Origin of the sequence: Micromonospora sp. WMMD714, from assembly GCF_029581315.1 — a bacterium.
In the GTDB taxonomy this organism is placed as follows: Bacteria; Actinomycetota; Actinomycetes; order Mycobacteriales; family Micromonosporaceae; genus Micromonospora; species Micromonospora rifamycinica.
The window spans coordinates 6,199,525-6,226,103 of the sequence record NZ_CP120744.1 but is presented as its reverse complement, the minus strand read 5'-3'; the positions used below and the strand labels follow the sequence as shown (position 1 = coordinate 6,226,103).

30 protein-coding genes and 1 rRNA gene are annotated in these 26,579 nt (G+C 72.6%); 19 read left to right on the top strand and 12 right to left on the bottom strand.

Annotated features, from left to right (window positions below; translation table 11 throughout):
* Positions 1 to 16 precede the first annotated feature (16 nt).
* From argJ to argH, 6 genes are all read left to right on the top strand, one after another.
* Entirely contained in the window at positions 17 to 1,189 is a 1,173-nt protein-coding gene (argJ, locus tag O7625_RS26490) for a bifunctional glutamate N-acetyltransferase/amino-acid acetyltransferase ArgJ (RefSeq protein WP_282342494.1), read from the top strand.
* Positions 1,186 to 2,112, top strand: a complete 927-nt coding sequence (gene argB, locus O7625_RS26485) for an acetylglutamate kinase (protein WP_282342492.1) — start codon at positions 1,186 to 1,188, stop codon at positions 2,110 to 2,112. Before argJ ends, argB begins: the two co-directional genes overlap by 4 nt.
* Positions 2,109 to 3,353: an acetylornithine transaminase gene (locus O7625_RS26480; protein WP_067305172.1), complete on the top strand. Its 1,245-nt coding sequence runs from the start codon at positions 2,109 to 2,111 to the stop codon at positions 3,351 to 3,353. The genes argB and O7625_RS26480 overlap by 4 nt, the downstream gene beginning before the upstream one ends.
* Entirely contained in the window at positions 3,350 to 4,279 is a 930-nt protein-coding gene (argF, locus tag O7625_RS26475; RefSeq protein WP_282342486.1) for an ornithine carbamoyltransferase, read from the top strand. The genes O7625_RS26480 and argF overlap by 4 nt, the downstream gene beginning before the upstream one ends.
* Positions 4,276 to 4,785 carry an arginine repressor gene (locus O7625_RS26470; RefSeq protein WP_067305179.1) on the top strand — a complete coding sequence of 170 codons (510 nt, stop codon included), beginning with the start codon at positions 4,276 to 4,278 and terminating at the stop codon, positions 4,783 to 4,785. The genes argF and O7625_RS26470 overlap by 4 nt, the downstream gene beginning before the upstream one ends.
* An 82-nt stretch (positions 4,786 to 4,867) precedes the next feature.
* Positions 4,868 to 6,331 (top strand): argininosuccinate lyase, encoded by a 1,464-nt coding sequence (gene argH / locus O7625_RS26465; protein ID WP_067305182.1) that lies wholly within the window; start codon positions 4,868 to 4,870, stop codon positions 6,329 to 6,331.
* Between the two features lie 86 nt (positions 6,332 to 6,417).
* Here the strand turns inward: argH and O7625_RS26460 are convergent, their stop codons facing one another.
* Positions 6,418 to 6,768, bottom strand: coding sequence for an MmcQ/YjbR family DNA-binding protein (locus O7625_RS26460; protein WP_282342482.1), 351 nt, complete (start codon positions 6,766 to 6,768; stop codon positions 6,418 to 6,420).
* Positions 6,769 to 7,241: 473 nt separating this feature from the next.
* Positions 7,242 to 7,649 (bottom strand): DNA-binding protein, encoded by a 408-nt coding sequence (locus tag O7625_RS26455; protein ID WP_282342480.1) that lies wholly within the window; start codon positions 7,647 to 7,649, stop codon positions 7,242 to 7,244.
* Positions 7,650 to 7,777: 128 nt separating this feature from the next.
* On the opposite strand from O7625_RS26455, the gene O7625_RS26450 reads away from it, so the two are divergent.
* The 4 genes from O7625_RS26450 (at position 7,778) to O7625_RS26435 (ending at position 10,728) form a co-directional block, all read left to right on the top strand.
* On the top strand, positions 7,778 to 8,383 hold the full coding sequence (locus O7625_RS26450) for a DNA-3-methyladenine glycosylase (protein WP_282342479.1): 606 nt from the start codon (positions 7,778 to 7,780) through the stop codon (positions 8,381 to 8,383).
* A gap of 140 nt (positions 8,384 to 8,523) precedes the next feature.
* Positions 8,524 to 8,826 (top strand): hypothetical protein, encoded by a 303-nt coding sequence (locus O7625_RS26445; RefSeq protein WP_282342477.1) that lies wholly within the window; start codon positions 8,524 to 8,526, stop codon positions 8,824 to 8,826.
* Between the two features lie 112 nt (positions 8,827 to 8,938).
* Positions 8,939 to 10,105 (top strand): LLM class flavin-dependent oxidoreductase, encoded by a 1,167-nt coding sequence (locus O7625_RS26440; protein WP_282342475.1) that lies wholly within the window; start codon positions 8,939 to 8,941, stop codon positions 10,103 to 10,105.
* Entirely contained in the window at positions 10,102 to 10,728 is a 627-nt protein-coding gene (locus O7625_RS26435; protein ID WP_282342473.1) for an FMN reductase, read from the top strand. The genes O7625_RS26440 and O7625_RS26435 overlap by 4 nt, the downstream gene beginning before the upstream one ends.
* Before the next feature lie 3 nt (positions 10,729 to 10,731).
* On the opposite strand, the gene O7625_RS26430 is transcribed toward O7625_RS26435, so the two are convergent.
* Positions 10,732 to 11,610 (bottom strand): universal stress protein, encoded by an 879-nt coding sequence (locus tag O7625_RS26430; protein WP_282342471.1) that lies wholly within the window; start codon positions 11,608 to 11,610, stop codon positions 10,732 to 10,734.
* 178 nt (positions 11,611 to 11,788) lie between these two features.
* Here O7625_RS26430 and O7625_RS26425 point away from each other — a divergent pair, with 178 nt between their 5' ends.
* Entirely contained in the window at positions 11,789 to 12,259 is a 471-nt protein-coding gene (locus O7625_RS26425) for a cyclic nucleotide-binding domain-containing protein (RefSeq protein ID WP_282342469.1), read from the top strand.
* On the opposite strand, the gene O7625_RS26420 is transcribed toward O7625_RS26425, so the two are convergent.
* On the bottom strand, positions 12,174 to 12,539 hold the full coding sequence (locus O7625_RS26420) for a hypothetical protein (RefSeq protein ID WP_282347097.1): 366 nt from the start codon (positions 12,537 to 12,539) through the stop codon (positions 12,174 to 12,176). The genes O7625_RS26425 and O7625_RS26420 overlap by 86 nt on opposite strands.
* The gene (locus O7625_RS26415) at positions 12,536 to 12,712 is read right to left on the bottom strand and encodes a hypothetical protein (protein WP_282347151.1); all 177 of its coding nucleotides are present in this window, start codon (positions 12,710 to 12,712) and stop codon (positions 12,536 to 12,538) included. Before O7625_RS26415 ends, O7625_RS26420 begins: the two co-directional genes overlap by 4 nt.
* Positions 12,713 to 12,932: 220 nt before the next feature.
* On the opposite strand from O7625_RS26415, the gene O7625_RS26410 reads away from it, so the two are divergent.
* Entirely contained in the window at positions 12,933 to 13,157 is a 225-nt protein-coding gene (locus O7625_RS26410; protein ID WP_282342467.1) for a hypothetical protein, read from the top strand.
* 114 nt (positions 13,158 to 13,271) lie between these two features.
* Positions 13,272 to 13,493: a hypothetical protein gene (locus O7625_RS26405; protein WP_282342465.1), complete on the top strand. Its 222-nt coding sequence runs from the start codon at positions 13,272 to 13,274 to the stop codon at positions 13,491 to 13,493.
* Positions 13,494 to 13,523: 30 nt separating this feature from the next.
* Here O7625_RS26405 and pflA read toward each other — a convergent pair whose 3' ends face one another.
* From pflA to O7625_RS26390, 3 genes are all read right to left on the bottom strand, one after another.
* Positions 13,524 to 14,309 (bottom strand): pyruvate formate-lyase-activating protein, encoded by a 786-nt coding sequence (gene pflA, locus O7625_RS26400; protein WP_282342463.1) that lies wholly within the window; start codon positions 14,307 to 14,309, stop codon positions 13,524 to 13,526.
* Positions 14,306 to 16,549, bottom strand: a complete 2,244-nt coding sequence (pflB, locus tag O7625_RS26395) for a formate C-acetyltransferase (protein WP_282342461.1) — start codon at positions 16,547 to 16,549, stop codon at positions 14,306 to 14,308. Before pflB ends, pflA begins: the two co-directional genes overlap by 4 nt.
* A gap of 143 nt (positions 16,550 to 16,692) precedes the next feature.
* Positions 16,693 to 17,145, bottom strand: a complete 453-nt coding sequence (locus O7625_RS26390) for a hypothetical protein (RefSeq protein WP_282342460.1) — start codon at positions 17,143 to 17,145, stop codon at positions 16,693 to 16,695.
* A 137-nt stretch (positions 17,146 to 17,282) separates the two neighbouring features.
* On the opposite strand from O7625_RS26390, the gene O7625_RS26385 reads away from it, so the two are divergent.
* The 3 genes from O7625_RS26385 (at position 17,283) to O7625_RS26375 (ending at position 19,880) form a co-directional block, all read left to right on the top strand.
* The gene (locus O7625_RS26385; protein ID WP_282342458.1) at positions 17,283 to 17,786 is read left to right on the top strand and encodes a GNAT family N-acetyltransferase; all 504 of its coding nucleotides are present in this window, start codon (positions 17,283 to 17,285) and stop codon (positions 17,784 to 17,786) included.
* A gap of 9 nt (positions 17,787 to 17,795) precedes the next feature.
* Positions 17,796 to 18,431, top strand: a complete 636-nt coding sequence (locus tag O7625_RS26380) for a hypothetical protein (RefSeq protein ID WP_282342456.1) — start codon at positions 17,796 to 17,798, stop codon at positions 18,429 to 18,431.
* A 126-nt stretch (positions 18,432 to 18,557) separates the two neighbouring features.
* Positions 18,558 to 19,880: a hemolysin family protein gene (locus tag O7625_RS26375; RefSeq protein ID WP_231932585.1), complete on the top strand. Its 1,323-nt coding sequence runs from the start codon at positions 18,558 to 18,560 to the stop codon at positions 19,878 to 19,880.
* 88 nt (positions 19,881 to 19,968) lie between these two features.
* On the opposite strand, the gene O7625_RS26370 is transcribed toward O7625_RS26375, so the two are convergent.
* From O7625_RS26370 to O7625_RS26355, 4 genes are all read right to left on the bottom strand, one after another.
* Complete coding sequence (locus tag O7625_RS26370) at positions 19,969 to 20,286, bottom strand: PRC-barrel domain containing protein (RefSeq protein WP_282342455.1); 318 nt, start codon at positions 20,284 to 20,286, stop codon at positions 19,969 to 19,971.
* A complete protein-coding gene (locus tag O7625_RS26365) occupies positions 20,273 to 20,644 on the bottom strand; it encodes a hypothetical protein (RefSeq protein WP_282347096.1) in 372 nt (123 codons plus the stop codon). The genes O7625_RS26370 and O7625_RS26365 overlap by 14 nt, the downstream gene beginning before the upstream one ends.
* A 2-nt stretch (positions 20,645 to 20,646) precedes the next feature.
* Positions 20,647 to 21,873 (bottom strand): divalent metal cation transporter, encoded by a 1,227-nt coding sequence (locus O7625_RS26360; protein ID WP_282342453.1) that lies wholly within the window; start codon positions 21,871 to 21,873, stop codon positions 20,647 to 20,649.
* Positions 21,874 to 21,971: 98 nt separating this feature from the next.
* Positions 21,972 to 22,346, bottom strand: a complete 375-nt coding sequence (locus O7625_RS26355; protein WP_282347095.1) for a PaaI family thioesterase — start codon at positions 22,344 to 22,346, stop codon at positions 21,972 to 21,974.
* A gap of 116 nt (positions 22,347 to 22,462) precedes the next feature.
* On the opposite strand from O7625_RS26355, the gene tyrS reads away from it, so the two are divergent.
* The 3 genes from tyrS (at position 22,463) to O7625_RS26340 (ending at position 26,465) form a co-directional block, all read left to right on the top strand.
* On the top strand, positions 22,463 to 23,749 hold the full coding sequence (gene tyrS, locus O7625_RS26350) for a tyrosine--tRNA ligase (protein WP_282347094.1): 1,287 nt from the start codon (positions 22,463 to 22,465) through the stop codon (positions 23,747 to 23,749).
* A gap of 176 nt (positions 23,750 to 23,925) precedes the next feature.
* Positions 23,926 to 24,207, top strand: coding sequence for a hypothetical protein (locus O7625_RS26345; RefSeq protein WP_282342452.1), 282 nt, complete (start codon positions 23,926 to 23,928; stop codon positions 24,205 to 24,207).
* 743 nt (positions 24,208 to 24,950) lie between these two features.
* A 16S ribosomal RNA gene (locus O7625_RS26340) occupies positions 24,951 to 26,465 on the top strand.
* Positions 26,466 to 26,579: the final 114 nt, after the last annotated feature.

The window sequence follows — 26,579 nt, the reverse complement described above, 5'->3', positions numbered from 1 at the left end:
ACGAAAGGTCAGTCCAGTGAGTGTCACCGCCCCTCGGGGGTTCCGTGCGGCCGGTGTGCCGGCCGGGTTGAAGAGCGGCGGGGCGACCGACGTCGCCCTGGTCGTCAACGACGGCCCGGACGCCGGTGTCGCCGGTGTCTTCACCACCAACCGGGTCAAGGCCGCGCCGGTGCGCTGGACCCAGCAGGTCGTCCGGGGTGGCGTGGTCCGGGCCGTGGTGCTCAACTCCGGCGGGGCGAACGCCTGCACCGGCCCGGCCGGTTTCCAGGACACCCACGCCACCGCCGAGCACACCGCCGCCGCGCTCACCGCGTCCAGCCCCCGGCTGCGGCTCGGTGCCGGTGACGTGGCGGTCTGCTCGACCGGCCTGATCGGCGAGCGGCTGCCGATGGACAAGCTGCTACCCGGGGTGCGTACCGCGATCCGGGCGCTGGCCCGCGACGGTGGCCCGGCCGCCGCCGAGGCGATTATGACGACGGACACCCGGCCGAAGACCACCGTCGCCCGGGGGGCCGGCTGGACGGTGGGTGGGATGGCCAAGGGGGCCGGGATGCTGGCGCCCGGGATGGCCACCATGCTCTGCGTGCTGACCACCGACGCGGTGGCCGGGCCGGAGCTGCTGGACGCCGCGCTGCGGGCCGCCACCCGGGTCACCTTCGACCGGGTGGACTCCGACGGCTGCATGTCCACCAACGACACGGTGCTGCTGCTGTCCAGCGGGGCGTCCGGGGTGGAGCCCGACGAGGCCGAGCTGACCGCGGCCGTCACCGCCGCCTGTCACGACCTGGCGCAGCAGTTGGTGTCCGACGCCGAGGGGGCGACCAAGGAGGTGGCCATCGAGGTGGTCGGTGCCGCCGACGAGGACGACGCGGTCGAGGTGGGCCGTTCGGTGGCCCGCAACAACCTGGTCAAGACCGCGTTGTTCGGCAACGACCCGAACTGGGGCCGGATCCTCGCCGCCGTCGGCACCACCGCCGCCGCGTTCGACCCGGACGCGGTGGACGTCGCGGTCAACGGGATCTGGGTGTGCCGCGCCGGTGCCGCTGCCGAGGACCGGGCCAAGGTCGACCTGACCGGGCGGAACGTCGCCATCCGGATCGACCTGCACGCCGGGCCGGCGACGGCCACCATCTGGACCAACGACCTGTCCCACGCGTACGTGCACGAGAACTCGGCGTACTCCACATGAACCTCTCCGCGGATCTCACCCGGGCGCAGGCCAAGGCCGAGACGCTGATCGAGGCGCTGCCCTGGCTGGCCCGGTTCTCCGGCGCGACGGTGGTGGTCAAGTACGGCGGCAACGCGATGGTCGACCCGACCCTGCAACGGGCCTTCGCCGCCGACATGGTGTTCCTCCGGTACGCCGGCCTCAAACCGGTCGTGGTGCACGGCGGCGGCCCGCAGATCTCCGCGATGCTCGGGCGGCTCGGCATCGCCAGCGAGTTCAAGGGCGGCCTGCGGGTCACCACCCCGGAGGCGATGGACGTCGTCCGGATGGTGCTGGTCGGTCAGGTCGGCCGGGAACTGGTCGGCCTGATCAACGCGCACGGCCCGTTCGCCGTCGGCCTGTCCGGCGAGGACGCCGGCCTGTTCACCGCCGTGCGGCGGCCCGCCTGGGTCGACGGCGAGGCGGTCGACGTCGGGCAGGTCGGCGACGTGGAGTCGGTGGACGTCTCGGCGGTGACCGACCTGATCGCCGCCGGCCGGATCCCGGTCATCTCCACGGTCGCGCCGGACGCCGACGGGGTGTTGCACAACCTCAACGCGGACACCGCCGCCGCCGCGCTGGCGATCGCCCTTCAGGCCCGCAAGCTGGTGGTCCTGACCGACGTCGCCGGCCTGTACGCCAACTGGCCGGACACCACCAGCCTGATCAGTGAGATCGGCACCGAGGCGCTGGCGACGCTGCTGCCGTCTCTGGAGGCGGGGATGGTGCCCAAGATGGAGGCCTGCCTGCGGGCGGTGCGCGGGGGAGTGCCCGCCGCGCACGTCGTCGACGGCCGGGTCGCCCACTCCACGCTGCTGGAGGTCTTCACCTCCGAGGGGTTCGGCACGATGGTCGTCGACACCCCGGCCGCACCCACCAACGAGGAAGGCACGGTCGGTTCATGAGCACGCTGGTGGAACGCTGGCGCCAGTCCATGATGGACAACTACGGCACGCCGCCGCTGGCGCTGGTCTCCGGCTCCGGCGCGGTCGTCGTCGACGAGGCCGGCCGGGAGTACGTCGACCTGCTCGGCGGCATCGCGGTCAACTCCCTCGGGCACGCCCACCCGGCGGTGGTGGCCGCCGTCTCGACCCAGGTCGCCACCCTCGGCCACGTGTCCAACCTGTTCGTCGCCGAGCCCCCGGTGGCCCTGGCCGAGCTGCTGCTGGCGTTGGCGGGCCGGACCGGCCGGGTGCTGTTCACCAACTCCGGCGCGGAGGCCAACGAGACGGCGTTCAAGCTGTCCCGGCTCACCGGCCGGTCGCACGTGGTGGCCACCGCCGGGGGTTTCCACGGCCGCACCATGGGGGCGCTGGCCCTCACCGGCCAGCCGGCCAAGGCCGACCCGTTCCGCCCGCTGCCCGGCGACGTCGACCATGTGCCGTACGGCGACGTGGCGGCACTGGCGGCGGCCGTCACCGACGCGACCGCGATGGTGGTCCTGGAGCCGGTGCAGGGGGAGAACGGGGTGGTGGTGCCGCCCCCCGGCTACCTGGCCGAGGCCCGGCGGATCACCGCCCGGCACGGCGCGCTGCTGGTGCTCGACGAGGTGCAGACCGGGATGGGCCGTACCGGCTACTGGTTCGCCCACCAGGCCGACGGTGTCGAACCGGACGTCGTCACCCTGGCCAAGGGGCTCGGCGGCGGGCTGCCCATCGGTGCCTGCCTGGCCTTCGGCCGGGCCGCCGAGCTGCTCCGCGCTGGGTCGCACGGCACCACCTTCGGCGGCAACCCGGTGAGCTGCGCCGCCGCCCTCGCGGTGATCTCCACCATCGCCAGCGAGGGGCTGCTCGACCACGTGAAGCGGATCGGCGAGCGGCTGCGGCGGGGGATCGAGGCGCTGGGTCATCCGCTCGTCGCCGAGGTACGCGGTGCCGGGCTGCTGCTGGGCGTCGTGCTCGCCGCCCCGGTCGCCGGCCCGGTGGCCGAGGCGCTGCGGGCGGCCGGTTTCCTGGTCAACCCGGTCCAGCCGGGGGTGATCCGGCTCGCCCCGCCGCTGATCCTCACCGCCGGGCAGGTCGACGCCTTCCTGGCCGCCCTTCCCGCCGCCCTCGACACCCCGGCCGCCGGTGGGCAGCCGCCCGCGCCGGCGCCGGCCACGATCCCGCACGCCAGCCCCTCTGACCCGACGGAGACCCACGCATGATCCGGCACCTTCTGGCCGACGACGACCTCACCCCGGCCGAGCAGTCGGCGGTGCTCGACCTGGCCGCGCGGATGAAGGCCGACCGGTTCGGCTACACCCCGCTGGCCGGTCCGCGTGCGGTGGCGGTGCTGTTCGACAAGCAGAGCCTGCGGACCCGGATCTCCTTCGACGCCGGCATCGCCGAACTCGGCGGCCACCCCCTCGTGGTGGACACCCAGGTCACCCACTTCGGCCGGGGTGAGACGCTCGCCGACGCCGGCCGGGTGCTGTCCCGCTACGTCGCCGCCATCGTGCTGCGCACCCACGGCGACGACCGGATCGCCGAGGTCGCCGCGCACGCCACCGTGCCGGTGGTCAACGCGCTCACCGACGGCTACCACCCGTGCCAGCTCCTCGCCGACCTGCTCACCGTCCGCGAGCACTGCGGCGGCACCGCCGGGCGGACCCTGGCGTACGTCGGTGACGCGGCCAACAACCTGTCCCACTCGTACCTGCTGGCCGGGGCGACCGCCGGGATGCACGTCCGGGTCGCCGGGCCGGCCGGGTTCCAGCCCGATCCCGGGGTGCTGGACCGGGCCGGGAAGATCGCCGCCGGCACCGGTGGCTCGGTGCGGGCGCTCGTCGACCCGGTCGAGGCGGTCCGGGACGCCGACGTGGTGGCCACCGACACCTGGACCTCGATGGGTCAGGAGGAGGACGGGCTGGACCGGATCACGCCGTTCCTGCCGTACCAGGTCAACGACGCGCTGCTCGCCCACGCCGGGCCGGACGTCAAGGTGCTGCACTGCCTGCCCGCGCACCGGGGCGAGGAGATCACCGGCGAGGTGCTCGACGGCCCCAGGAGCGTGGTCTTCGACCAGGCGGAGAATCGGCTGCACGCCCAGAAGGCGCTGCTGACCTTTCTCCTGGAGGCATCCTCGTCATGACCGCTCCGACCCGCGCCGCCCGGCACGCCCGCATCGTCGAGTTGATCCGCACCAGGGCGATCCGCTCCCAGACCGAGCTGGCCGACCTGCTCGCCGCCGCCGGGGTGCAGGTCACCCAGGCGACCCTCTCCCGTGACCTGGAGGAGCTGGGCGCAGTGAAGGCCCGTGGCGGCGACGGGCGGGCCGGTTACCTGATCCCGGAGGACGGCCACCGGCCGCTGCGGGACGCCGAGGCGGCCCCCGCCCGGCTGGTCCGGTTGCTGCGGGAACTGCTCAACGGGGTGGACTCCAGCGGCAACATCGCCGTCCTGCGTACCCCGCCGGGCGCGGCGCACTACCTGGCCAGCGCGTTGGACCGGGCGGGGCTGACCGAGATCGTCGGCACCATCGCCGGTGACGACACCATCCTCGTGGTGGCCCGGGAGACCGACGGCGGGGCGGTGCTCGGCGAGAAGCTCGCCGGCTGGGCCCGGCGCGAGGACAGCGGGGACGGCAACGCCCCGTGAGCCGGCGGGCCACGGGTGGGGCACGAGGAACGGTCCGGTACCGAACCCCGCAGTCGGGGAACGAAAGGTGAGCACTGCCAGAATGAACGCCGTGGACGACAAGAGCCTGACCGAGAACAGCGCCGCGACGAACCGGACGAGTCTGTGGGGTGGCCGGTTCGCCGGCGGTCCCGCCGAGGCTCTCGCGCGGCTGTCGGTGAGCGTCCAGTTCGACTGGCGTCTCGCCCCGTACGACATCGCCGGTTCCCGGGCGCACGCCCGGGTGCTGGCCGGCGCGGGGCTGCTCGACCCCGACGAGCTGGGGCGGATGCTGGCCGCGCTGGACGACCTGGAGGCCGCCTGCGCGTCCGGGCAGTTCCGCCCCACCATCGACGACGAGGACGTGCACACCGCGCTGGAGCGGGGTCTGCTGGAGCGGCTCGGCAGCCTCGGCGGCAAGCTGCGGGCCGGCCGGTCGCGCAACGACCAGGTCGCCACCGACCTGCGGCTCTATCTGCGTGACCACGCCCGGGGGGTGGCCGCCCGGCTGGTCGAGCTGGCCGAGGCCCTGGTCGAGCAGGCGGAGCGGCACGTCGACACGGCCGCGCCGGGGATGACCCACCTCCAGCACGCCCAGCCGGTCACCTTCGGGCACTGGCTGCTGGCCCACGTCCAGCCGCTGCTGCGGGACCTGGAGCGGCTGCGCGACTGGGACCACCGGACGGCGATCAGCCCGCTCGGCGCGGGGGCGCTGGCCGGTTCCGGGCTGCCGTTGGACCCGGTGGCCGTCTCCAAGGAGCTGGGGTTCCGCACCTCGTTCGCCAACTCGATGGACGCGGTCGCCGACCGGGACTTCGTCGCCGAGTTCCTCTTCGTCACCGCGCTGGTGGGGGTGCACCTGTCCCGCCTCGGTGAGGAGGTGGTGCTCTGGACCTCGCACGAGTTCGGCTGGGTCGAGCTGGACGACGCCTTCGCCACCGGATCGTCGATCATGCCGCAGAAGAAGAACGCGGACATCGCCGAGCTGGCCCGGGGCAAGTCCGGCCGGCTGGTGGGCGGGCTGATGAGCGTGCTCACCATGCTCAAGGGCCTGCCGATGGCCTACGACCGGGACATGCAGGAGGACAAGGAGCCGGCCTTCGACGCGGTGGACACCCTGGAGCTGCTGCTCCCGGCCCTGGCCGGGATGATCTCCACGATGACCGTCCGGGTGGACCGCCTGGTCGCCGCCGCCCCGGTGGGCTTCTCGCTCGCCACCGAGGTCGCCGACTGGCTGGTCCGGCGTAACGTGCCGTTCCGCGACGCACACGAGATCACCGGCAAGCTGGTGGCGCTCTGCGCGGCCCGCGACTGCGCCCTCGACGAGGTCTCCGACGCCGACCTGGCGGCGGTCAGCGAGCACCTCGACCCGTCGGTGCGTGACGTGCTGTCGGTCCGGTCGGCGCTGGCCGCCCGGATCACCCCCGGCTCCACCGGCCCCGGCCCGGTCGCCGACCAGCTCGCCGCCGCGTCCGACCAGCTCACCGGCTGGCGGGAGTGGGCCGCCGAGCGGGTGGTCCCCCGCTGACCTGACCCGCGCCGGTCGTCCGTCGCCCCTGCTGCAGGGCACGGACGACCCGGCGTGGTCCGGCCGGTCTCCGCGGCGGCCGGCGTTCAGGCGGGGCGCTCGCGGCGGGGGAGCTTCGCCACCACCGCCTGGTAGGAGCCGTCGACCGCCTCGACCAGTTCGTCGTCGGGAATGTCGCCGCCCAGGTCGAGCGCGTTCCAGCCGGAGCGGCCGACGTAGGGCATCGGCCGGGCGTCGGCGGGGAACCGGTGCAGCCACTCGTCGGCGATCTCCCGGGTCGGCCCACACTTGACGCCGACCCGGGCGGTGCCGTCGGGCGCGCCGAGGAACGCGAAGATCCGGCTGCCCACCTTCACCACCTCGTCGCCCTCCCAGGGCCGGTCCAGCCAGGCACCCGGCTTGCCGAGGCAGTACGCCAGCATCTCCTCGCGCGTCATCGCGTCCTCCCGATGCGGTGGTGGTGGCCCCAGTCTTCCCGAACCGGACCGCTCCGGCCGGTCGACCGAGGGTGGCGGTGCCTGTGGCGCGGCCCGACCGGCCCGATCGATGCCGGTGCTGTTCCCGCCGGTGCTGCCCCCGTCGCGCCGCTGGTTGCGGTGGGTGAGCGAACATCTGTCGTTACACAGAGCAATGTCTCTGCCGTGACCACCACCGCACCCTTTCTGCCTTTGCTCTGCTGCCCTCCCCGCACCACGACGCCGAACAGGAAGAACGTCGGAGAGGTGGGTGGTGACTCGGCGCTGCGGCCATGACACTGAGTGCCTGTCGCGTCGAGGTCAGCAGAGCAAAGCGTCGATGGTGGGGGGCGGGTGGCGGTTTGCTGACTACTCTCGGTAGCGGATCGCAACGGTGGCGGGGCGGTTGGTCGCCGGCGTCCGGGAACGGTGACCACGCCCCGGCGGACCCCGGGTCAGGCGGTGCGGGCGGCCAGACGTTCGTAGCGTTGCTTGGCCGCTTGGGCGCTGCCCAGGCCGAGCCCGAACGCAATGGCCTGCCAGGTCAGTCCGCGGGCGCGGGCCATCGTCAGCAGTCCCGCCTCCAGGGTGTCGAGTTCGGCGCGCAGGTGCGGCAGGAGGGTCAGCGCAGCGGTGAGGTCCGCGTCGTCGACGGGCTCCTCGTCGTCGTCGCGCTTCGTCCCGCCGGCGGCGAGCGCGGTGACCACCGAGACGGCCTCCCACGGGTCGGCCAGGTACGGATTGGTGTGCCGCCGCCGTCGTGCGTCGGTGTCGGCGTGCCGCGTGCTGATCCGGTGTAGCGCGGCGTAGGTCCGCTCAGCTCGGGCTCGGGCCGCGTCGGGTGCGCTGAAGGCGTCGGTCATGACACCATTCCAGGGCAACAACGTTCCGTTGTCAACGGAACGTTTAAACCCTGGCAGACCCCGACTCCGGCCGTCCGGCATGTCGCTGTCGGTTTGCCGATCTTTGTCGTAGGGCGTTACCTGGACCGGTGGACTACCCGTGGTTGCGTGCCCCGGCCGCCGAGGTGGCCGAGACGGCGCGGACGCTGCTCGGCTGGGAACTCGCCGCCGGCGGCGTCCGGATCAGACTGACCGAGGTCGAAGCGTACGCCGGGACCGGCGAGGACCCGGCGTCGCACGCCCACCGTGGACCCACGCCCCGGACTGCCGTGATGTTCGGCCCGGCGGGGCACGCCTACACGTACTTCGTGTTCGGCATGCACTGGTGTCTCAACATCGTCTGTGGTCGGGAGGGGGAGGCGGCGGCTGTCCTGCTGCGGGCCGGGGAGGTGGTCGCCGGCCTGCCGGCGGCCCGCGAGCGCCGGGGGGACGTCGCCGACCGGGACCTGGCCCGGGGGCCGGCCCGGCTGGCCGTCGCGCTCGGCGTCACCGCGTCGGCGAACGGCACCTGCGTGCTCGACGGGAGCGGCCCGCTGCTGCTGAGCCCGCCGACCCGCCCGGTCACCCGCGCGGAGGTCTCCGCCGGCCCCCGGGTCGGGGTGGCCGCCGCGCACGACGTGCCGTGGCGCTTCTGGATCACCGGCGACCCGACGGTCAGCGCCTACCGCCGGCACACGCCCCGACGGCGTGCCTGACCCGGGCCTGCGGGTCCGCCGGGGTTCTCCGGTGGCGCAGTTCTGTGGGGAGCCGTGGCGTGGGGAGCCCGAGGCGGGACGTCCGTCGCGGGCGGAATTGGTTAGCATTCGCGCTCATTGCGAGGGTGGAGGTAACGGGGATGGACGCACACGACGCCGGAGTGCTGGTCGGCCGGGTGGCCTGCGTGGCCATCCCGCTGGTGGTGATGCTGGTGCTGGCGGCGGTCGTCGTGGTGGCGGTCCAGCTCGGCCGCCGCCGCCCGACCCCACCCCCGACCCGGCCGTGGCCGCCCGCCGACCCGGCCCGCTACGGCCAGCCGTACCCCGGCCCACCGTCGGCGGCTCCGTCCCACGAGGGTCCGCCGCCTGCCGCGTCGGACCAGGCGGGTTCCGGAGTGCCGAGCGAGGGCGAGGGGCCGGCGGGGCCGACGCCGCCGGGGTGACCGAGGCCACCCCGGGCACGGGCGGCGGAGGAATAGTTGACGCGTCAAATAGGTTGTGCGCGACGTCCGGGTACCACGAAAGGCCCGGGATCTCAGACGCGAGGAGCTGGTCATGCAGTTCGGAGTCTTCACCGTCGGCGATGTCACGGTCGACCCGACCACCGGACGGGAGCCGACCGAGCACGAGCGGATCAAGGCGATGGTGACCATCGCCCTCAAGGCCGAAGAGGTCGGTCTGGACGTCTTCGCCACCGGCGAGCACCACAACCGCCCGTTCGTCCCCTCCTCGCCGACCACCATGCTGGGGCACATCGCGGCCCGCACCGAGCGGCTGCTGCTGTCCACCTCGACCACGCTGATCACCACCAACGACCCGGTGAAGATCGCCGAGGACTACGCCATGCTCCAGCACCTGGCCGACGGCCGGGTGGACCTGATGATGGGGCGCGGCAACACCGGGCCGGTCTACCCGTGGTTCGGGCAGGACATCCGCAACGGCATCCGGCTCGCCATCGAGAACTACGAGCTGCTGCACCGGCTGTGGCGCGAGGACGTGGTCGACTGGCAGGGCAAGTTCCGTACCCCGTTGCAGTCGTTCACCTCGACCCCGCGTCCGCTCGACGACGTGCCGCCGTTCGTCTGGCACGGCTCGATCCGTAGCCCGGAGATCGCCGAGCAGGCCGCGTTCTACGGTGACGGCTTCTTCGCCAACCACATCTTCTGGCCCAAGGAGCACACCCAGCGGATGGTCGGCCTCTACCGGCAGCGCTTCGCCCACTACGGCCACGGCTCGCCCGAGCAGGCCATCGTCGGGCTCGGCGGGCAGGTGTTCATGCGGCGCAACTCGCAGGACGCGGTGCGCGAGTTCCGGCCGTACTTCGACAACGCGCCGGTCTACGGGCACGGGCCGTCGCTGGAGGAGTTCACCCGCGAGACCCCGCTGACCGTGGGCAGCCCGCAGCAGGTCATCGACCGCACCCTCGGTTTCCGGGAGTACGTCGGCGACTACCAGCGGCAGCTGTTCCTGCTCGACCACGCGGGGCTGCCGCTGAAGACGGTGCTGGAGCAGCTGGACCTGCTCGGCGAGGAGGTCGTACCCGTGCTGCGCAGGGAGTTCGACGCGCTGCGCCCGGCGCACGTGCCGGTCGCGCCCACCCACGCCTCGCTGGTCGCCGCCCGCGACGCCGCCGCGTCGGCCACGACGGGTGACGCCGGTGACCTGGCCGGTGCGGGCGACGCCGGTGACCTGGCCGCCGCCGGGGCGGAGGGAACCCGGTGACCCGGCGCACCCTGGCCGTGGTGTCGGCGGGGCTGAGCCAGCCGTCGTCCACCCGGCTGCTCGCCGACCAGCTCGCCGCGGCGGCCCGCGACGAGCTGGTCCGGCGCGGCGACGAGGTGGAGCTGCGGGTGGTCGAGCTGCGCGACCACGCCCACGACGTGGTGAACAACCTGCTCACCGGCTTCCCGTCGACCGAGCTGCGGGCCGCCCTCGACGCGGTGACCGGAGCCGACGGCATCGTCGCCGTCACGCCGATCTTCAACGCGTCGTACAACGGGCTGTTCAAGTCCTTCTTCGACGTGGTGGACGCCCGGGCGCTGGTCGACCGGCCGGTGCTGATCGGCGCGACCGGCGGCACCGCCCGGCACTCGCTGGCCCTGGAGCACGCCGTCCGGCCGATGTTCGGCTACCTGCGCGCGGTGGTGCTGCCGACGTCGGTCTTCGCCGCGCCGGAGGACTGGTCCGGCGGCACCGCCGACGGCGCGCTGCGGGGCCGGATCGACCGCGCCGGCCGGGAGCTGGCCGAGCAGGTCGACCGGCGGCCACCGGCCACCGGCCCGGCCGACCCGTTCGCCCTCACCGCCGACTTCGCCGAACTCCTCGGCGGCGGCCGGGAGGGCTGACCCTCACCGGTACGGGTGGGCCACCAGCACCGGGCAGTGCGCGTGCTGCACCACCGCCTGGCTGACCGAGCCCAGCAGCATTCCGGTGAAGCCGCCCCGGCCCCGGGTGCCGACCACCAGCACCGACGCCGTGCCGCTCGCCTCGATCAGGCCCTGCGCCACCCCGACCGCCCGGACCGGATGCTCCCGCAGCACCACGTCCGGGTGGCCGGCGCGGACCGCCGCGGACACCTCGGCGAGCAGCCGGACCGCGTGCGCCTGGTACGCGGCGTCGCCCTCGGCCACCTCGTCCGGCACCTCCCGGTCCTGCGGGGCGGGGCCGACGTGCACCAGCACCAGCGGCACGCCCCGCCGGACGGCCTCGGCGGCGGCCTGGTCGGCGGCCACCCCGGCGGCCGGCGAGCCGTCCACGCCCACCAGCACCGGGCCGTCCAGGGCGATCGGCTGCGCCTCCGGCCGGACCACCAGCACCGGGCAGTGCGCGTGCGCGGCGACCTGCGCGCCGACCGAGCCGAGCAGCAGCCCGGCGAAACCGCCGAGACCCCGGCTGCCCACCACCACCAGATCGGCCCGGCGGGACTCCTCGACCAGCGTCGCGCCCGCCCCACCGGCGACCTGGCGCACCTGCACCGCCAGCCCCGTCCACCGCTCGGTCAGCTCGGCGGCGGTCCGCTCCAACATCCCCTGCGCCTCCTCCGACGGCGCCGGCACCCCCAGGTCGTACGGGTTCAGCGGCACGCCGTAGCCGAGCGGGTGCAGGTAGCCGTGCACCAGGTGCAGCGGCGCGGATCGCAGCACCGCCGCGTGTGCGGCCTGCTCCGCGGCGGCCAGGCTGGTCGGCGAGCCGTCCACCCCCACCACGACCGGTCGGTTCATCACCACTCCCTGGGTCGGCTCAGCCCATTGTCGACGTGCCGGCCCGTCCGCGCCGGCAGGTGAGCATGCCGGGCGTGCCGCCGCCCGCAGGTCCGGGACCAACGGCCCTGCCGCGTCGCCGCCGACCGGAGTGTGATGGAGGTGAGGACGACCGACGAGGAGCTTGCGGACGAAGGGCACCCCGATGACCCCCCTGGAGATGCTCACCGAGCACCCGTTTCTCGCCGGGCTGCCGCCGCGGTGGCTGCCCCGGCTGACCGGGTACGCCCGGCCGGTGGTCTGGCACCCCGGGCACCGGCTGTTCCGCACCGGCCAGCCGGCGGAACGGTTCTGGCTGGTCCGGGGCGGTGAGGTGGCGCTGGACTTCCCGGTGCCGGGGCGCGGTGACGTGGGCATCGAGTCGGTCGGGCCGGGCGGGGTGCTGGGCTGGTCGTGGCTGTTCCCGCCGTACCGGTGGCAGTTCGGTGCGGTCGCCGTCCGCCGGACCACCACCGTGGAGTTCACCGCCGAGGGGGTACGTCGGCTGATGGAGTCCGACGACGCCCTGGGCCGGCAGCTCACCACCCGGTTCATGAGCGTGGTGGTGGACCGGCTCCAGGCGTCCCGGGGGCGGCTGCTCGACCTGTACGGCTACCCGACCTCGGCGGCGAGCTGACCCGCGCCCGCGTCGACGCCCCCGGCGGCCCGGCCCGCTGCGCCGGCGTCGGGGCGGTGCGGGGGGCGACGACCAGTCCGGCCGGCTGGACGAAGACCGTCCGGCGGGCCACCGCGTCGCCCTTGTCGTCGAGCCGGTAGCCGTCGAGCCAGACCCAGCCGTCGTAGGTGGGCCAGTCGAGCACCCGGATCACCCGAAACCGGACCGGCCTGACGAACTGGACGCTGGCCGCCCGGGTCAGCAGGAGCAGGTCGCCCGCCCTGGGCCGGGGCGCGCTCATCGCCGACCGAACACGCTGCGGTACCTGCGCCACGCCCGGATCCGGGTGCGGGCTGCCTCGGCCACCGGGCAGAAGCCGGTCTCGGTGCACCGCCCGCACCGCCGGTCGCGGTGCTGGTCCAGGCAGCGCCAGGCCAATTCGATCAGGTACGGCACCGCGCGGTGTCCACACATTGCGCCTCCCGGGGGTGTCGGGCTCGTCGCGGCACCCCGCCCCGCCGAGCTCAGCTCCACCAGGGCGGGGGCACCGCGTCACCGATTCCACACCGTCAGCGACCAACCTGTCAACTAGGGCAGGCCCTGTAGGGCAGGCCTTAAAAAATAGTGCCCTGCAAGCCGGGCTGTGTAGGGCAGGCCCTGAAGGGTAGGACGCACTGTGCATACCTTCGGGGTCATGGGCGAGGAAGAAGTTCCGGGTCCGCTCGTCGGAGCGGCTGAGATTCAGCAGATGCTGGGCGTGAGCAGGTCACGGTTCCGGCAGCTCATCCTGCTGCCCAAGTTCCCCGCGCCATTCCAGAAGCTGATCGGCGGCTCGGTGTGGCTGCGATCCGACGTGGAGGCGTACATCCGGGAGCACCGTCGTCCCAAGCCGTCAGCCGACGAGGATGAGCAGGGCTGAGCAGCCCCGCTCGTCCGGTGGCCGGCGTCGTCAGGTGACAGTCAGGCCGCGGGCGGCGAACTGGCCCCGGACCCGGGCCACCACGGCAGGCGCGCACTCGTCTAGCTTGCTGGCATGACTGATGAGGTGCCGGGGCCACTCGTCGCCGCAGGCGAAATCCTGAAGATGCTGAATGTCAGCCGGTCACGGTTCCGGGCCATCGCGCTGCACCCGAACTTTCCGCGCCCGTTCCAGACGTTGTCGGTCGGCTCGGTGTGGCTGCGGTCGGACGTGGAGGCGTACATCCGGGAGCACCGTCGTCCCAAGCCGTCAGCCGACGAGGATGAGCAGGGCTGAGCAGCCCCGCTCGTCCGGTGGCCGGCGTCGTCAGGTGACGGTCAGGCCGCGGGCGGCGAACTGGCCCCGGACCCGGGCCACCAGCTCCGGGGCGGGCGGTTCCGTCCGGGCCAGCGGAAAGGTCAGCCCCAGCTCGGCGTACTTGTGCGCGCCGAGGCGGTGGAACGGCAGCACCTCGACCCGCTGCACGGTGGCCAGCCCGGCGGCGAAGTCGGCGACGCCTGCCACGTTCTCCTCGGCGTCGGTGAGGCCGGGCACCAGCACGAACCGTACCCAGATCGGGATGCCCCGGTCGGCGAGCCGGCGGCCGAAGCGCAGCGTCGGGGTCACCGACCCGGTCCGGGTGACCCGCCGGTAGGTCGCCGGATCCCACGACTTGACGTCCAGCAGCACCAGGTCGGTGGCGTCGAGCAGAGCGTCGTCGGCGCGGACGCCGAGGAAGCCCGAGGTGTCCAGCGCGGTGTGCAGGCCCAGGTCGTGGCAGCGTCGCAGCACCTCGCCGGTGAACCGGGGCTGCATCAACGGCTCGCCGCCGCTGATCGTCACCCCGCCCCCGGCCACCGCGATGAACCGCCGGTACGGCTCGATCTCCGCCAGCAGCTCGTCGGCCGTGCGGTGCCGGCCGCTGCGCCGGTACCAGGTGTCCGGGCTGTGGCAGTACCGGCAGCGCAGCGGGCAGCCGGCGAGGAAGGCCACGAACCGGGTGCCCGGCCCGTCCACCCCGACCGACACGTCCCACGAGTGCACCGCCCCGGTCGGCACGCCGTCGCCCCGCCCGGTGGCGGTGGCGACGGCGTGCTCGGGCCGGACGTTCACAGCGACCCGTGGAAGGTCCGGGACACCACGTCCTCCTGCTGCTCCCGGGTGAGCCGGACGAAGTTCACCGCGTACCCGGAGACCCGCACGGTGAGCTGCGGGTAGCGCTCCGGGTGCGCCATCGCGTCGACCAGGGTGGCCCGGTCCAGCACGTTGACGTTGAGGTGGAAGCCACCGGCGTCGGTGTAGCCGTCCAGCACGCCGGCCAGGTTGTCGATCCGCTCGTCGCGGGTGTGGCCCAACCCGTCCGGGGTCACCGTCGAGGTCAGCGAGATGCCGTCGCGGGCCGCGTCGTACGGCAGCTTCGCCACCGACAGCGCGGCGGCCACCAGTCCGTGGGTGTCCCGGCCGTTCATCGGGTTCGCGCCCGGGGCGAACGGCTCACCGGCCCGCCGGCCGTCCGGGGTGTTGCCGGTGTGCCTGCCGTACACCACGTTCGAGGTGATGGTCAGCACCGACATGGTCAGCTCCGCGTCGCGGTAGGTGCGCTGCCGGCGTAGCTTCGCGGCGAACGTCTCGGTCAGCCACACCGCGATCGCGTCGGCCCGCTCGTCGTTGTTGCCGTACGTCGGCGGTTCCCCCTCGACCACGTAGTCGATCGCCAGGCCGGTGTCGTCGCGCAGCACCTTGACCCGGCCGTAGCGGATCGCGGCGAGGCTGTCCACCGCCACCGACAGCCCGGCGATGCCGGTGGCCATGAACCGGCGCACCGGGTGGTCGTGCAGGGCCATCTCCAGCCGCTCGTAGGCGTACCGGTCGTGCTGGTGGTGGATCACGTTCAGCGCGTCCACGTACGTCTCGGCCAGCCAGTCCAGGGTGCGCTCGTACGCCGCCAGCACCTCCGCGTAGTCGAGGGTCTCCCCGCCGACCGGGGCGGTGGCCGGGGCGACCTGCTCGCCGGTGATCTCGTCGCGCCCGCCGTTGATCGCGTACAGCAGTGCCTTGGCGAGGTTGGCCCGCGCGCCGAAGAACTGCATGTCCCGGCCCACCCGCATCGCCGACACGCAGCAGGCGATCGCGGTGTCGTCGTCGTACGCCGGCCGGATCAGGTCGTCGTTCTCGTACTGGATGGCGCTGGTGTCCAGCGACACCTGGGCGCAGAACCGCTTGAACCCGACCGGCAACCGGGGCGACCAGAGCACGGTCAGGTTCGGCTCCGGCGCGGGGCCGAGGTTGTAGAGGGTCTGCAGGTAGCGGAAGCTGGTCTGGGTGACCAGCGGCCGACCGTCGACGCCCATCCCGCCCAGCGCCTCGGTCACCCAGGTCGGGTCGCCGGAGAAGAGCTGGTCGTACTCGGGGGTGCGCAGGAACCGGACGATCCGCAACTTGATCACGAAGTCGTCGACCAGCTCCTGGGCCTCCATCTCGGTCAGCCGCCCCTCGGCCAGGTCCCGCCGCAGGTAGACGTCGACGAACCCGGCGGTACGCCCCAGCGACATCGCCGCGCCGTTCTGCTCCTTGGTGGCGGCCAGATAGGCGAAGTAGAGCCACTGGACCGCCTCCCGGCCGGTGGTCGCCGGCCCGGTGATGTCGTAGCCGTACCCCGCCGCCATCTGCGCCAGCTCACCGAGCGCCCGGATCTGCTCGGCCAGCTCCTCCCGGTCCCGGATCACCTCGTCGGTCGACGGCCGGTCGTCCAGCGCCGCCTTCAGCGCCCTCCGCTCGGCGACCAGCCGGTCCACCCCGTAGAGCGCCACCCGCCGGTAGTCGCCGATGATCCGCCCCCGCCCGTACGCGTCGGGCAGCCCGGTGATGACGTGCGAGCGGCGCGCGGCGAGCACGTCGGACGGGTACGCGTCGAACACCGCGTCGTTGTGCGTCCTGCGGTACGTGGTGAAGATCCGGTGCACCTGCGGGTCGGCGGCGTAGCCGTACGCCTGCAACGCGGTCTCCACCATCCGCAGCCCACCGGCCGGCATGATCGCCCGACGCAGTGGCGCGTCGGTCTGCAACCCGACGATCAGCTCCCGCTCCCGGTCGATGTACCCGGGGGCGTGCGCGGTGATGGTGGACGGGGTGGCCGCGTCGACGTCGTAAACGCCGCGGCGGCGCTCCTCGACGAACATCGCCCGCAGCGTCCCCCAGACCTCCAGGGTGCGGCAGGTCGGCCCGGTGAGGAACGAGGCGTCCCCGGTGTACGGCTCGTGGTTGTCCCGGACGAAGGCGGCCACGTCGACGGTGTCGCGCCAGGCGTCGCCGGTGAAGCCGCGCCACGGGTCGGGATGTGCGGTGCCGGTCATGATCGGTCCTTCCGCGCTGGTCGGGTCCGGCGGCCTGGGTCGCCGGGGTGTCGCTCCTGCACCATCAGCCTCGTCGGGGCGGGCCGTCCCGGGCAGAGGCGCAGGACCGTCCCCGCCCGGGACCAAAGACCCCCGGCGGCCGGTCAGCGTCGGACGACGAGCCGTTGGGCGCCCAGCAGCCGCGCCCACCACGGCCGGGGCGTCGCCGGGCGCAGCGCGGGCACCCGCGCACCGCGCAGGCTGACCCAGCCGCCCGGCCCCATGGTGACCGTGCCGATCGCCGGTGGCCGGCGTCGCGCCACCACCGCCACCCCGGCGGTGACCAGGGCGACGACGGTGACGCCGGCCGCTGTGGCGAGCACCCGGTCCGGGGCGGGCAGCGCCCGGTACCGGACCCGCCCGTCGGCCAGCACGAACGCCCCCACGGCCCGCCCGTCGCGGGTCACCGGCACCAGCGCGGCGTCCGCCGGGCCCGGCAGCGGCAGCACCGGCCCCACCGGTCCGGCCGCTGTCGGCCCGGTCGCCTCCACCGGGGCACGGGGCACCGGCGGCGGTCCGAGCGGAGCGGGTCCGGTCGGGTTGACGATCGCGGTCATGGCGCTGCCTCCTGTCGCCGGTCGGGCCTGTCCCCTCGTTGGTAGCAACGCCCGGAGGGCCACCGGCAGGGCCGGACGGTACGCCGTCCGGGCCACAGGTCCCGAGGTCGGCGGCGCCGGCTGCGTATCCTCCGGCGGTGACCGCCGACCTGCGCCTGCGCCCGGTGCGCGACGACGACCTGCCGCACTTCTTCGCCCACGAGCAGGACCCGGAGGCGGCCTGGATGGCCGCCTTCGGCCCGGCCGACCCGACCGACCGGGCCGCCTTCGACGCCCACTGGGCGCGGATCCGCGCCGACCCCCGGATCGTGAACCGCACGGTGGTCGTCGACGGGGCGGTGGTCGGCCGGGTGGCGGCCTTCCCGGTGGGCGGGGACACCGAGGTCAGCTACTGGATCGACCCGCGCCGCTGGGGGCGCGGATACGCCACCGCCGCGTTGTCGGCACTGCTGCGCGAACTGCCGCGGCGGCCGGTGCGCGCCCGCGCCGCGAAGGACAACCGGGCCTCCCTGGCGGTGCTGCGCAAGTGCGGCTTCGTCGTCGTCGGCGAGGACTCGGGGTACGCCGAGGGTCGGGGCCGGCAGGTCGAGGAGTGGTTGCTGGAGTTGCCCGCCGCCCCGGCTGACCAGGGCGGGCACTAGTCTCGCGGGGTGAACTGGCTGGAACTCCTCGGCTGGGCCGGCTCCGCGCTGCTGGTCTGGTCGCTGCTACAGACGCGCCTGCTGCGGCTGCGCGCCCTCAACCTGGTCGGCTGCCTGATCCTGATCGGCTACAACGCCGCCGTGCAGGTCTGGCCGATGGTCGGCCTCAACGTGGTGCTCGCCGTGATCAACGTGTGGTACCTGCGGTCGATGCTGGCCACCCGGCACGACGCGCAGACCTACCAGGTCGTCGAGGTGGGCGTCGACGACCAGTTCCTGGCCCACACGCTACGGGTGCACGCCGCCGACATCGCCCGGTTCAACCCCGGCTTCCGTCCACCGCCGGCCGGCACGGACCGGTCGGCGTTCCTGGTGCTGCGGGCCGACGAGGTGGTGGGGGTGGTGCTGTCGCACGCCGAGCCGGGCGGGACCGCCCAGATCGACCTGGACTACGTCACCCCACGCTTCCGTGACCTCACCCCCGGCGAGTTCGTCTACCGCCGCAGCAGCCTCTTCACCGACCGGGGGTTCCGCCGGGTGGTCAGCCCGCCCGGCATGGTCACCCCCTACTACCACCGGCTCGGCTTCCGCCCCGACGGCGACACGTACGTCCTCGACCTGCCCCCGGCCACCGGGCGTGGCTGATCGTGGCCGTGGGGAGGGTTCGCGGACCGCGCGGTGGGGCACAGACTGGGCTACGCCGGACGGGTCCTCCGCCCGGCGGCGTCGGCGGTGTCGCCGTCGCCCACCGCCTGAGGGAGAGTGCCGGGCGTGCAGAGCTACTGGAGCCAGTTGGCCCTGGTCGGAGTCCTGGTCGTGCTCAACGCGATCTTCGCGGGTAGCGAGATGGCGCTGGTGTCGCTGCGGGACAGCCAGGTGCAGCGGCTGGAACGCACCAGCCGGGCCGGTCGGGTGCTCGCCCGGCTGGCCAAGGACCCGAACCGGTTCCTCGCCACCATCCAGATCGGCATCACCCTCGCCGGGTTCCTCGCCTCGGCCGCCGCGGCGGTCTCCCTGGCCAGGCCACTGGTCCCGCTGCTCGGCTTCCTCGGCGGGGCCGCCGAGACGGTGGCCATCGTGCTGGTCACCCTGGTGCTGACCTTCGTCACCCTGGTCTTCGGCGAGCTGGCCCCCAAGCGGATCGCGATGCAGCGCGCCGAGCGGTGGGCGCTGCTGGTGGCCCGCCCGCTGGACATCCTGTCCAGCTTCACCCGGCCGGCGGTGTGGCTGCTCGGCGCCACCAGCGACCTGGTGGTCCGGCTCGCCGGGGTCGACCCCAAGCACCAGCCCGACGAGATCGGGCCGGACGAGCTGCGGGACATCGTCGCCGGCAACCACGGCTTCACCAAGGAGCAGCGCACCATCATCGCCGGCGCGGTGGAGATCGCCGACCGGCAGCTGCGGGCGGTGCTCGTACCCCGGTTGCAGGTCTTCACGCTCGACAGCGGGACCACCGCGGAGGCCGCCCGGCTGCTGCTGGCCGCCACCGGCCACTCCCGGGCCCCGGTGGTCCGCCACGGCGGCCTGGACGACGCGGTCGGCGTGATCCACCTGCGGGACCTGGTGGGGGTGCCGGACGACCGGCCGGTCGACGACTGCGCCCGGCCGCCGATGCTGCTGCCCGACTCGCTGCCGGTGGTCGACGCGCTGCGTCAGTTCAAGGCGGAGCGGCAGCACATCGCCCTGGTGGTGGACGAGCGCGGAGCGGTCGACGGGATCGTCACCCTGGAGGACATCCTGGAGGAGATCGTCGGGGAGATCTACGACGAGACGGACCGGGACGTCCGCTCGGTGCGGACCGAGGCCGACGGTTCGCTGGTGCTGCCCGGCACCTTCCCCGTGCACGACCTGGTCGACATCGGCGTCGAGGTGCCCAACCGGCCCGCCGGCGACTACACCACCGTCGCCGGGATGGTGCTCTCCTGCCTCGGGCACATCCCCACGGTGGCGGGGGAGAGCGTCACCATCGACGAGTGGGAGATCACCGTTACCGACGTCGACCAGCGCGCCATCACCCAGATCCGGCTGCACCACGCCCCGACCGCGACCCCCACCGACGAGCAGGAGCCCGTCCGCGACGAGGCTCACGCCTGACCAGCCCGGCCGCGCCCCCGCGAGCACCTCCCGGGGTACGCGGCCGGCGCGGCGGCCGGCGTTCAGTCCGGCGCTCACAGTCTGGCGCTCAGTCCGGCGGGGGCGGGTCGCCGAACGGGAAGCCGGGCACCGGGGGCAGGAGCTGCACCTGGTCGGCGGGGAACTGACGGGTGTCCCGGCTCAGGAACCGTGCGGTGACCCGGATCAGCCAGGGAGCGGAGGGGTGCCGTTGCGCCCCGATCAGCCGGCCCCACGTCCGGCTCCACCAGTGGGCGGTCACCAGCACGTCGGTGAGCCGGAGCCGGCCGTCCGGGAGACCACCGCGCACCACCACGTCCACCACCCGGCCCAGCCGCCGGCCGTGCAGGTCGTACGCGGCGCGGCCGAGCAGCTCACCCGCCCGCACGGCCGGCTCCCGGAATCCGGTCGATCAGGTGCCGGCGCAGCCACGTCTCCACCGGTGGGCGGGGCAGTGCGTCGGCGCGGACGTGCAGCCGGACCGCGCTGTCGACCCGGGCGACCTGACCGAACGGGATCCGCACCGGCCCCGCCGGCTCCTCGGCGAACCGGTCGGCGAGCGCCACCAGCAACCGCCCGACCCGCCCGCCGATCCGCCGACCGAGCGCCCCCTGCCCGGTCAGCAGGTACGCCACGTAGGGCAGCCCCTGGTCGTCGACGGCGAACTCGACGTCGTCGACCTTGCCCAGCAGCACCCCGTCGGCGTCCACGATCTGCCGGTCGAGCAGTTGCCGGCCGAGCTGCATCCTCACCGGCCCATCCCCGTCCCGACCGCCAGCGGGATCGCGGCCACCGACGCCGCCACGATCACCAGCAGGAACACCGCGCCGAGCAGGTTGAGCCACGGCCCGTTCACGTCGTCCCCCAGGTACGTCCGGTCGTTGGCGACGACCAGGATCGGCAGGTACGTCAACGGCAGCACCACCGCGCTGGCCACCAGCATGTACTCGGTCAACCGGATCGGGTCGACGGTGGTGGCCAGCAGCAGCGTCGCGGCCAGCACGCTGACCAGCAGCACGCTGTGGAACCGGGCCGCCTCCCGGGGGCTGACCCGTTTGCCCCACTGCCACCCGAAGTACTGCGCCGCCGCGTACGCCGCCGACAGCCCGGTCTCCAGCGCCGCCCCGAAGGTCACCGCGAAGAACGCCAGCGCGGCGACCGCCAGCCCCACCCCACCGAACGCCAGCGCCACCGGCCGCGCCACCTGGTCGAGGGTCGACAGCGACACCCCGCCCGGGTGGAAGACCACGGTGGCCGTGGCGACCAGGGACAACGCCAGCAGACCGCCGACCGGGAAGCCGATCAGCACGCTCGACCGGGCGTCGGCGAGGTCGGCCGCGCCCCAGTTCTCCTCCACCCCACCCGACGAGAAGAAGAACACCTCGTACGGGCTGACGGTGGAGGCGAACAGCGCCACCGCCACGAACCAGTACGCCCCCCACCCCTGCCCGGCCGCGTCGGGGTGCAGGGCGCCGTGGGCCAGCGCCGCCCAGTCGGTCGGCAACCGGAACAGCGCCACGGCGAAGACCAGCAGGGTCAACCCGGCCAGTCCGAACACCCGCTCCATCAGCTGGAAGCGCATCCGCCACAGCACCAGCCAGACCGCGAACGCGGCGACCGGCACCCACAGCAGGTAACTCACCCGGGAGGCCAGGTGCAGCGCCAGCGCCACCCCGCCCAGCTCGGCGGCCAGGGTGAGCACCGTGACCAGGTAGGACGCCGCCAGGTTGAGCAGCGCGATGCGCGGACCCAACCGCTCCCGGATCAGGTCGAACACCGCCCGGCCGCTGACCGCCGCGATCCGCCCGGCCATTTCCGCGTACGCGCAGATGCCGACCACCCCGAGCACCAGCACCCAGGCGTGCGCCATGCCGAAGCGGGCCCCCGCCTGGCTCGCCGCCACCAGGTCGCCGATGTCGACGAAGCCGCCGATGGCCGACAGCACCCCGAGGGTGGCGGCGAGGAGCTTCCTCACGTGGGTGCGGGGACGGCGACGGTCACCGAGGCGACGATATCGGCGTACGGCCCACTAAGCGGGCAAACCGGTCAGGATCGCTGTGTCGCCGCGCGGGGTCAGTCCCGGGTGAGGTTCTGCAGGCGGACCTGGCCCCGGGAGACCAGCCGGCCCTCGGCGTCGGTGATCTCCACCTGCCAGAGCTGCTGGCTGCGCCCCCGGTGCACCGGCGTGCCCACCGCGACCAGCTCACCCTCGCGCACCGCGCGCAGGAAGTCCGTCTGGTTGGACACCCCGACCACGGACCCCCGGTCAGCGAGCCACAGCGTGCCGCCCACGCTGCCGACGGTCTCCACCACCGTGCAGTAGACACCGCCGTGCAGGATGCCGGCCGGCTGGTGCAGCTCCGGGCGGACCTTCCAACGGATCACCACCCGGTCACCGCTGGCCTCGTCGAACGTCAGCCCCAACAGGCCGACCAGACCGCCCGTCATCTCCGGGATCTCCACTGCTGCTCCTCCTCGCTGCACCGGCCCGGCCAGCCTAGTCGGGCCGCCGGCCGGCAAACCGGGTACGGCCCCGGACCGGCGATGGGGGAGAATCGGTGACCGTGACCGACAGCAACCTCCCGCACGGGCGGGCCTCCCTGACCGACGACCTGCGGTGGCGGGGCCTGATCCAGGACTCCACCGGCCCCGACGAGCTGCGTGCCCTGCTCGACGACGGGGCGGCCACCTTCTACGTGGGCTTCGATCCGACCGCGCCCAGCCTGCACGTCGGCCACCTGATGCAGGTCGCCACCGCCCGCCGGCTCCAACTCGCCGGGCACCGGCCGCTGCTGCTGGTGGGTGGGGCCACCGGCCAGATCGGCGACCCGAAGGAGAGCGCCGAGCGCACCCTCAACCCGCCGGAGGTGGTCGCCGGCTGGGTGCAGCGCATCCGCGACCAGCTCGCGCCCTTCGTGTCGTACACCGGGGCGAACGCGGCGCAACTGGTCAACAACCTGGAGTGGACCGGCGAGATGTCGGTGGTCGAGTTCCTCCGGGACGTCGGCAAGCACTTCCCGGTCAACAAGATGCTGGCCCGGGAGGTGGTCCGGGCCCGGTTGGAGACCGGCATCAGCTTCACCGAGTTCAGCTACCAGCTCCTCCAGGCCAACGACTTCTTCGAGCTGCACCGTCGGCACGGCTGCCAGCTCCAGTACGGCGGCTCGGACCAGTGGGGCAACATCACCGCCGGTGTCGACTACGTCCGCCGTCGCGGGGCCGGCCCGGTACAGGCGTTCACCACCCCGCTGGTCACCCGGTCGGACGGCACCAAGTTCGGCAAGACCGAGGGCGGCGCGGTCTGGCTCGACCCGGAGATGACCAGCCCGTACGCCTTCTACCAGTTCTGGGTCAACGCCGACGACCGGGACGTCACCCGCTACCTGCGGTACTTCAGCTTCCGCTCCCGCGAGGAGCTGGAGGCCCTGGAGAAGGAGACGGCGGACCGGCCGGCGGCCCGGGGCGCCCAACGCGCCCTCGCCGAGGAACTCACCACCCTGGTCCACGGCGCGGAGGAGACCCGGCAGGCCGTCGCCGCCAGTCAGGCCCTCTTCGGCCGGGGTTCGCTGGACGACCTCGCCCCGGAGACGCTGCGTGCCGCGCTGACCGAGGCCGGTCTGGTGGTGCTCACCGGTGAGCTGCCCGACGTGGCCGGGCTGCTGCGCGACTCGGGGCTGGTCGGCGGGCTCAAGGAGGCCCGGCGGGTGATCACCGAGGGTGGCGCGTACGTCAACAACACCCGGGTCACCGACGTCGACGCCACCGTCGACCGGGCCGACCTGCTGCACGGGCGTTACCTGGTGCTGCGTCGGGGCAAGCGCTCCTTCGCCGGGGTCGAGCTGCGCCCCTGACCCGGTAGGTCGTCCTCGGCCGGCCTCCGGGCCGATCCGGCGTGCCGTGGTTCCGGTCCTGGTGGGTCGTCCTCGGCGGTGCCTTCGGCCGTCCCGGCGTGCGGCGCCCCTGACATGTTCGGTCGTCCTCGATGGTCCTCCACCTGTCCCGGCGGGCTGTGTCCCGCGTCTGGTGGATGGACCTCGGCCGGTTCCTCCGGCACCTCGGCCGGTTCCTCCGGCACCTCGGCCGGTTCCTCCGGCACCTCGGCCGGTTCCTCCGGCACCTCGGCCGGTTCCTCCGGCACCTCGGCCGGTTCCTCCGGCACCTCGGCCGGTTCCTCCGGCACCTCGGCCGGTTCCTCCGGCACCTCGGCCGGTTCCTCCGGCACCTCGGCCGGTTCCTCCGGCACCTTGGCCGGTTCCTCCGGCCGATCCGGCGGGAACGCCGCCGTCGGGGTGGAGCGCTGTGCCCTTGACGGCCGTGGCCGGCCCGGCCCGGGCTGTCCTCGGTCGCGCAGGGCTGGCCTGGGCCGGAGCGTCGTCGGTCGCGCGGGTGGCCGGCCCGGCTCCGGTGGTTCCGGGCGAGTGTGACGTGCGACGCGCCCGCCGGATTTGACGATCAACTCGGCGGGCGCGTAACTTTCTCTCTGCCAGCGCGGAACGGACGAACCGGGGTGAATGCCTCGAAGGCCGGAGCGCGGTGTGAGGTTCCGACTTCGTGGGGTTGCTCCTGCGGAGCACGGACCGGGCGGTGCCCGGATCGGCCCGGGGGGTCGATTTGGTGAGGCGAAACCGACCGGGTAGTGTATGACGCCGGCAGGGAACCGGGCGTGCTAGCGGGTGACCGCAGCGGCCGGCCTGGCGACAATCACGAGGGTCTCCGGTGTGAGCCGGGGTGTTCGTGGTGTGCGGAAAATGTGGTGGAAGTGGTGTGGATCGCGACAGAGCGGTTTGACATGGCGGATACCACCGGGTAACGTAGTAAAAGTGCCAAGCGCGGGAGCGTGAGGCGCGGTGGATGAGATACCTCAGGTCGGGGCTCTGCGGTTGCGGGGTTTCGGGTGGTGTGTGGTTGTTCTTTGAGAACTCAACAGGGTGCTTGATAAGCCAGTGCCAATGATGATTTATACCCCGGGTTGGCTGAATCTTCGGGTTTGGTCGGCTGGGATTCCTTTGGCAACATTTGTTTGTTGTCAGGATGTGCTGTTCGACAAGGTTTTTGTTGGAGAGTTTGATCCTGGCTCAGGACGAACGCTGGCGGCGTGCTTAACACATGCAAGTCGAGCGGAAAGGCCCTTCGGGGTACTCGAGCGGCGAACGGGTGAGTAACACGTGAGTAACCTGCCCTAGGCTTTGGGATAACCCTCGGAAACGGGGGCTAATACCGGATATGACCTTCTTCCGCATGGTGGGGGGTGGAAAGTTTTTCGGCCTGGGATGGGCTCGCGGCCTATCAGCTTGTTGGTGGGGTGATGGCCTACCAAGGCGACGACGGGTAGCCGGCCTGAGAGGGCGACCGGCCACACTGGGACTGAGACACGGCCCAGACTCCTACGGGAGGCAGCAGTGGGGAATATTGCACAATGGGCGGAAGCCTGATGCAGCGACGCCGCGTGAGGGATGACGGCCTTCGGGTTGTAAACCTCTTTCAGCAGGGACGAAGCGCAAGTGACGGTACCTGCAGAAGAAGCACCGGCCAACTACGTGCCAGCAGCCGCGGTAAGACGTAGGGTGCGAGCGTTGTCCGGATTTATTGGGCGTAAAGAGCTCGTAGGCGGCTTGTCGCGTCGACCGTGAAAACTTGGGGCTCAACCCCAAGCCTGCGGTCGATACGGGCAGGCTAGAGTTCGGTAGGGGAGACTGGAATTCCTGGTGTAGCGGTGAAATGCGCAGATATCAGGAGGAACACCGGTGGCGAAGGCGGGTCTCTGGGCCGATACTGACGCTGAGGAGCGAAAGCGTGGGGAGCGAACAGGATTAGATACCCTGGTAGTCCACGCTGTAAACGTTGGGCGCTAGGTGTGGGGGGCCTCTCCGGTTTCCTGTGCCGCAGCTAACGCATTAAGCGCCCCGCCTGGGGAGTACGGCCGCAAGGCTAAAACTCAAAGGAATTGACGGGGGCCCGCACAAGCGGCGGAGCATGCGGATTAATTCGATGCAACGCGAAGAACCTTACCTGGGTTTGACATGGCCGCAAAACTTCCAGAGATGGGAGGTCCTTCGGGGGCGGTCACAGGTGGTGCATGGCTGTCGTCAGCTCGTGTCGTGAGATGTTGGGTTAAGTCCCGCAACGAGCGCAACCCTCGTTCGATGTTGCCAGCGCGTTATGGCGGGGACTCATCGAAGACTGCCGGGGTCAACTCGGAGGAAGGTGGGGATGACGTCAAGTCATCATGCCCCTTATGTCCAGGGCTTCACGCATGCTACAATGGCCGGTACAATGGGTTGCGATGCCGTGAGGTGGAGCGAATCCCAAAAAGCCGGTCTCAGTTCGGATCGGGGTCTGCAACTCGACCCCGTGAAGTCGGAGTCGCTAGTAATCGCAGATCAGCAACGCTGCGGTGAATACGTTCCCGGGCCTTGTACACACCGCCCGTCACGTCACGAAAGTCGGCAACACCCGAAGCCGGTGGCCCAACCCTTGTGGAGGGAGCCGTCGAAGGTGGGGCTGGCGATTGGGACGAAGTCGTAACAAGGTAGCCGTACCGGAAGGTGCGGCTGGATCACCTCCTTTCTAAGGAGCACCATCCAGTGAAAGCTGGTATGGAGCCCGCGGTCCGCAGAGTGTCGGGTCGGGGTGCTCGGATGGCGGAGACACTGGTGAGTTTTTTCTTGGCAACGGCCGTGA

Excerpts from the sequence above, each read along its gene's own strand:
- O7625_RS26470 (WP_067305179.1), top strand. The coding sequence starts at position 4,276 with ATGACCGCTCCGACCCGCGCCGCCCGGCACGCCCGCATCGTCGAGTTG.
- O7625_RS26345 (WP_282342452.1), top strand. The coding sequence starts at position 23,926 with ATGGACCTCGGCCGGTTCCTCCGGCACCTCGGCCGGTTCCTCCGGCAC.
- O7625_RS26390 (WP_282342460.1), bottom strand. The coding sequence starts at position 17,145 with ATGACCGCGATCGTCAACCCGACCGGACCCGCTCCGCTCGGACCGCCG.
- O7625_RS26420 (WP_282347097.1), bottom strand. The coding sequence starts at position 12,539 with ATGAGCGCGCCCCGGCCCAGGGCGGGCGACCTGCTCCTGCTGACCCGG.
- O7625_RS26355 (WP_282347095.1), bottom strand. The coding sequence starts at position 22,346 with ATGACGGGCGGTCTGGTCGGCCTGTTGGGGCTGACGTTCGACGAGGCC.
- O7625_RS26460 (WP_282342482.1), bottom strand. The coding sequence starts at position 6,768 with ATGACGCGCGAGGAGATGCTGGCGTACTGCCTCGGCAAGCCGGGTGCC.
- O7625_RS26480 (WP_067305172.1), top strand. The coding sequence starts at position 2,109 with ATGAGCACGCTGGTGGAACGCTGGCGCCAGTCCATGATGGACAACTAC.
- O7625_RS26415 (WP_282347151.1), bottom strand. The coding sequence starts at position 12,712 with ATGTGTGGACACCGCGCGGTGCCGTACCTGATCGAATTGGCCTGGCGC.
- O7625_RS26440 (WP_282342475.1), top strand. The coding sequence starts at position 8,939 with ATGCAGTTCGGAGTCTTCACCGTCGGCGATGTCACGGTCGACCCGACC.
- O7625_RS26445 (WP_282342477.1), top strand. The coding sequence starts at position 8,524 with ATGGACGCACACGACGCCGGAGTGCTGGTCGGCCGGGTGGCCTGCGTG.
- O7625_RS26405 (WP_282342465.1), top strand. The coding sequence starts at position 13,272 with ATGACTGATGAGGTGCCGGGGCCACTCGTCGCCGCAGGCGAAATCCTG.
- O7625_RS26410 (WP_282342467.1), top strand. The coding sequence starts at position 12,933 with ATGGGCGAGGAAGAAGTTCCGGGTCCGCTCGTCGGAGCGGCTGAGATT.
- O7625_RS26365 (WP_282347096.1), bottom strand. The coding sequence starts at position 20,644 with ATGCAGCTCGGCCGGCAACTGCTCGACCGGCAGATCGTGGACGCCGAC.
- argF (WP_282342486.1), top strand. The coding sequence starts at position 3,350 with ATGATCCGGCACCTTCTGGCCGACGACGACCTCACCCCGGCCGAGCAG.
- argH (WP_067305182.1), top strand. The coding sequence starts at position 4,868 with ATGAACGCCGTGGACGACAAGAGCCTGACCGAGAACAGCGCCGCGACG.
- O7625_RS26425 (WP_282342469.1), top strand. The coding sequence starts at position 11,789 with ATGACCCCCCTGGAGATGCTCACCGAGCACCCGTTTCTCGCCGGGCTG.
- pflB (WP_282342461.1), bottom strand. The coding sequence starts at position 16,549 with ATGACCGGCACCGCACATCCCGACCCGTGGCGCGGCTTCACCGGCGAC.
- O7625_RS26455 (WP_282342480.1), bottom strand. The coding sequence starts at position 7,649 with ATGACCGACGCCTTCAGCGCACCCGACGCGGCCCGAGCCCGAGCTGAG.
- argB (WP_282342492.1), top strand. The coding sequence starts at position 1,186 with ATGAACCTCTCCGCGGATCTCACCCGGGCGCAGGCCAAGGCCGAGACG.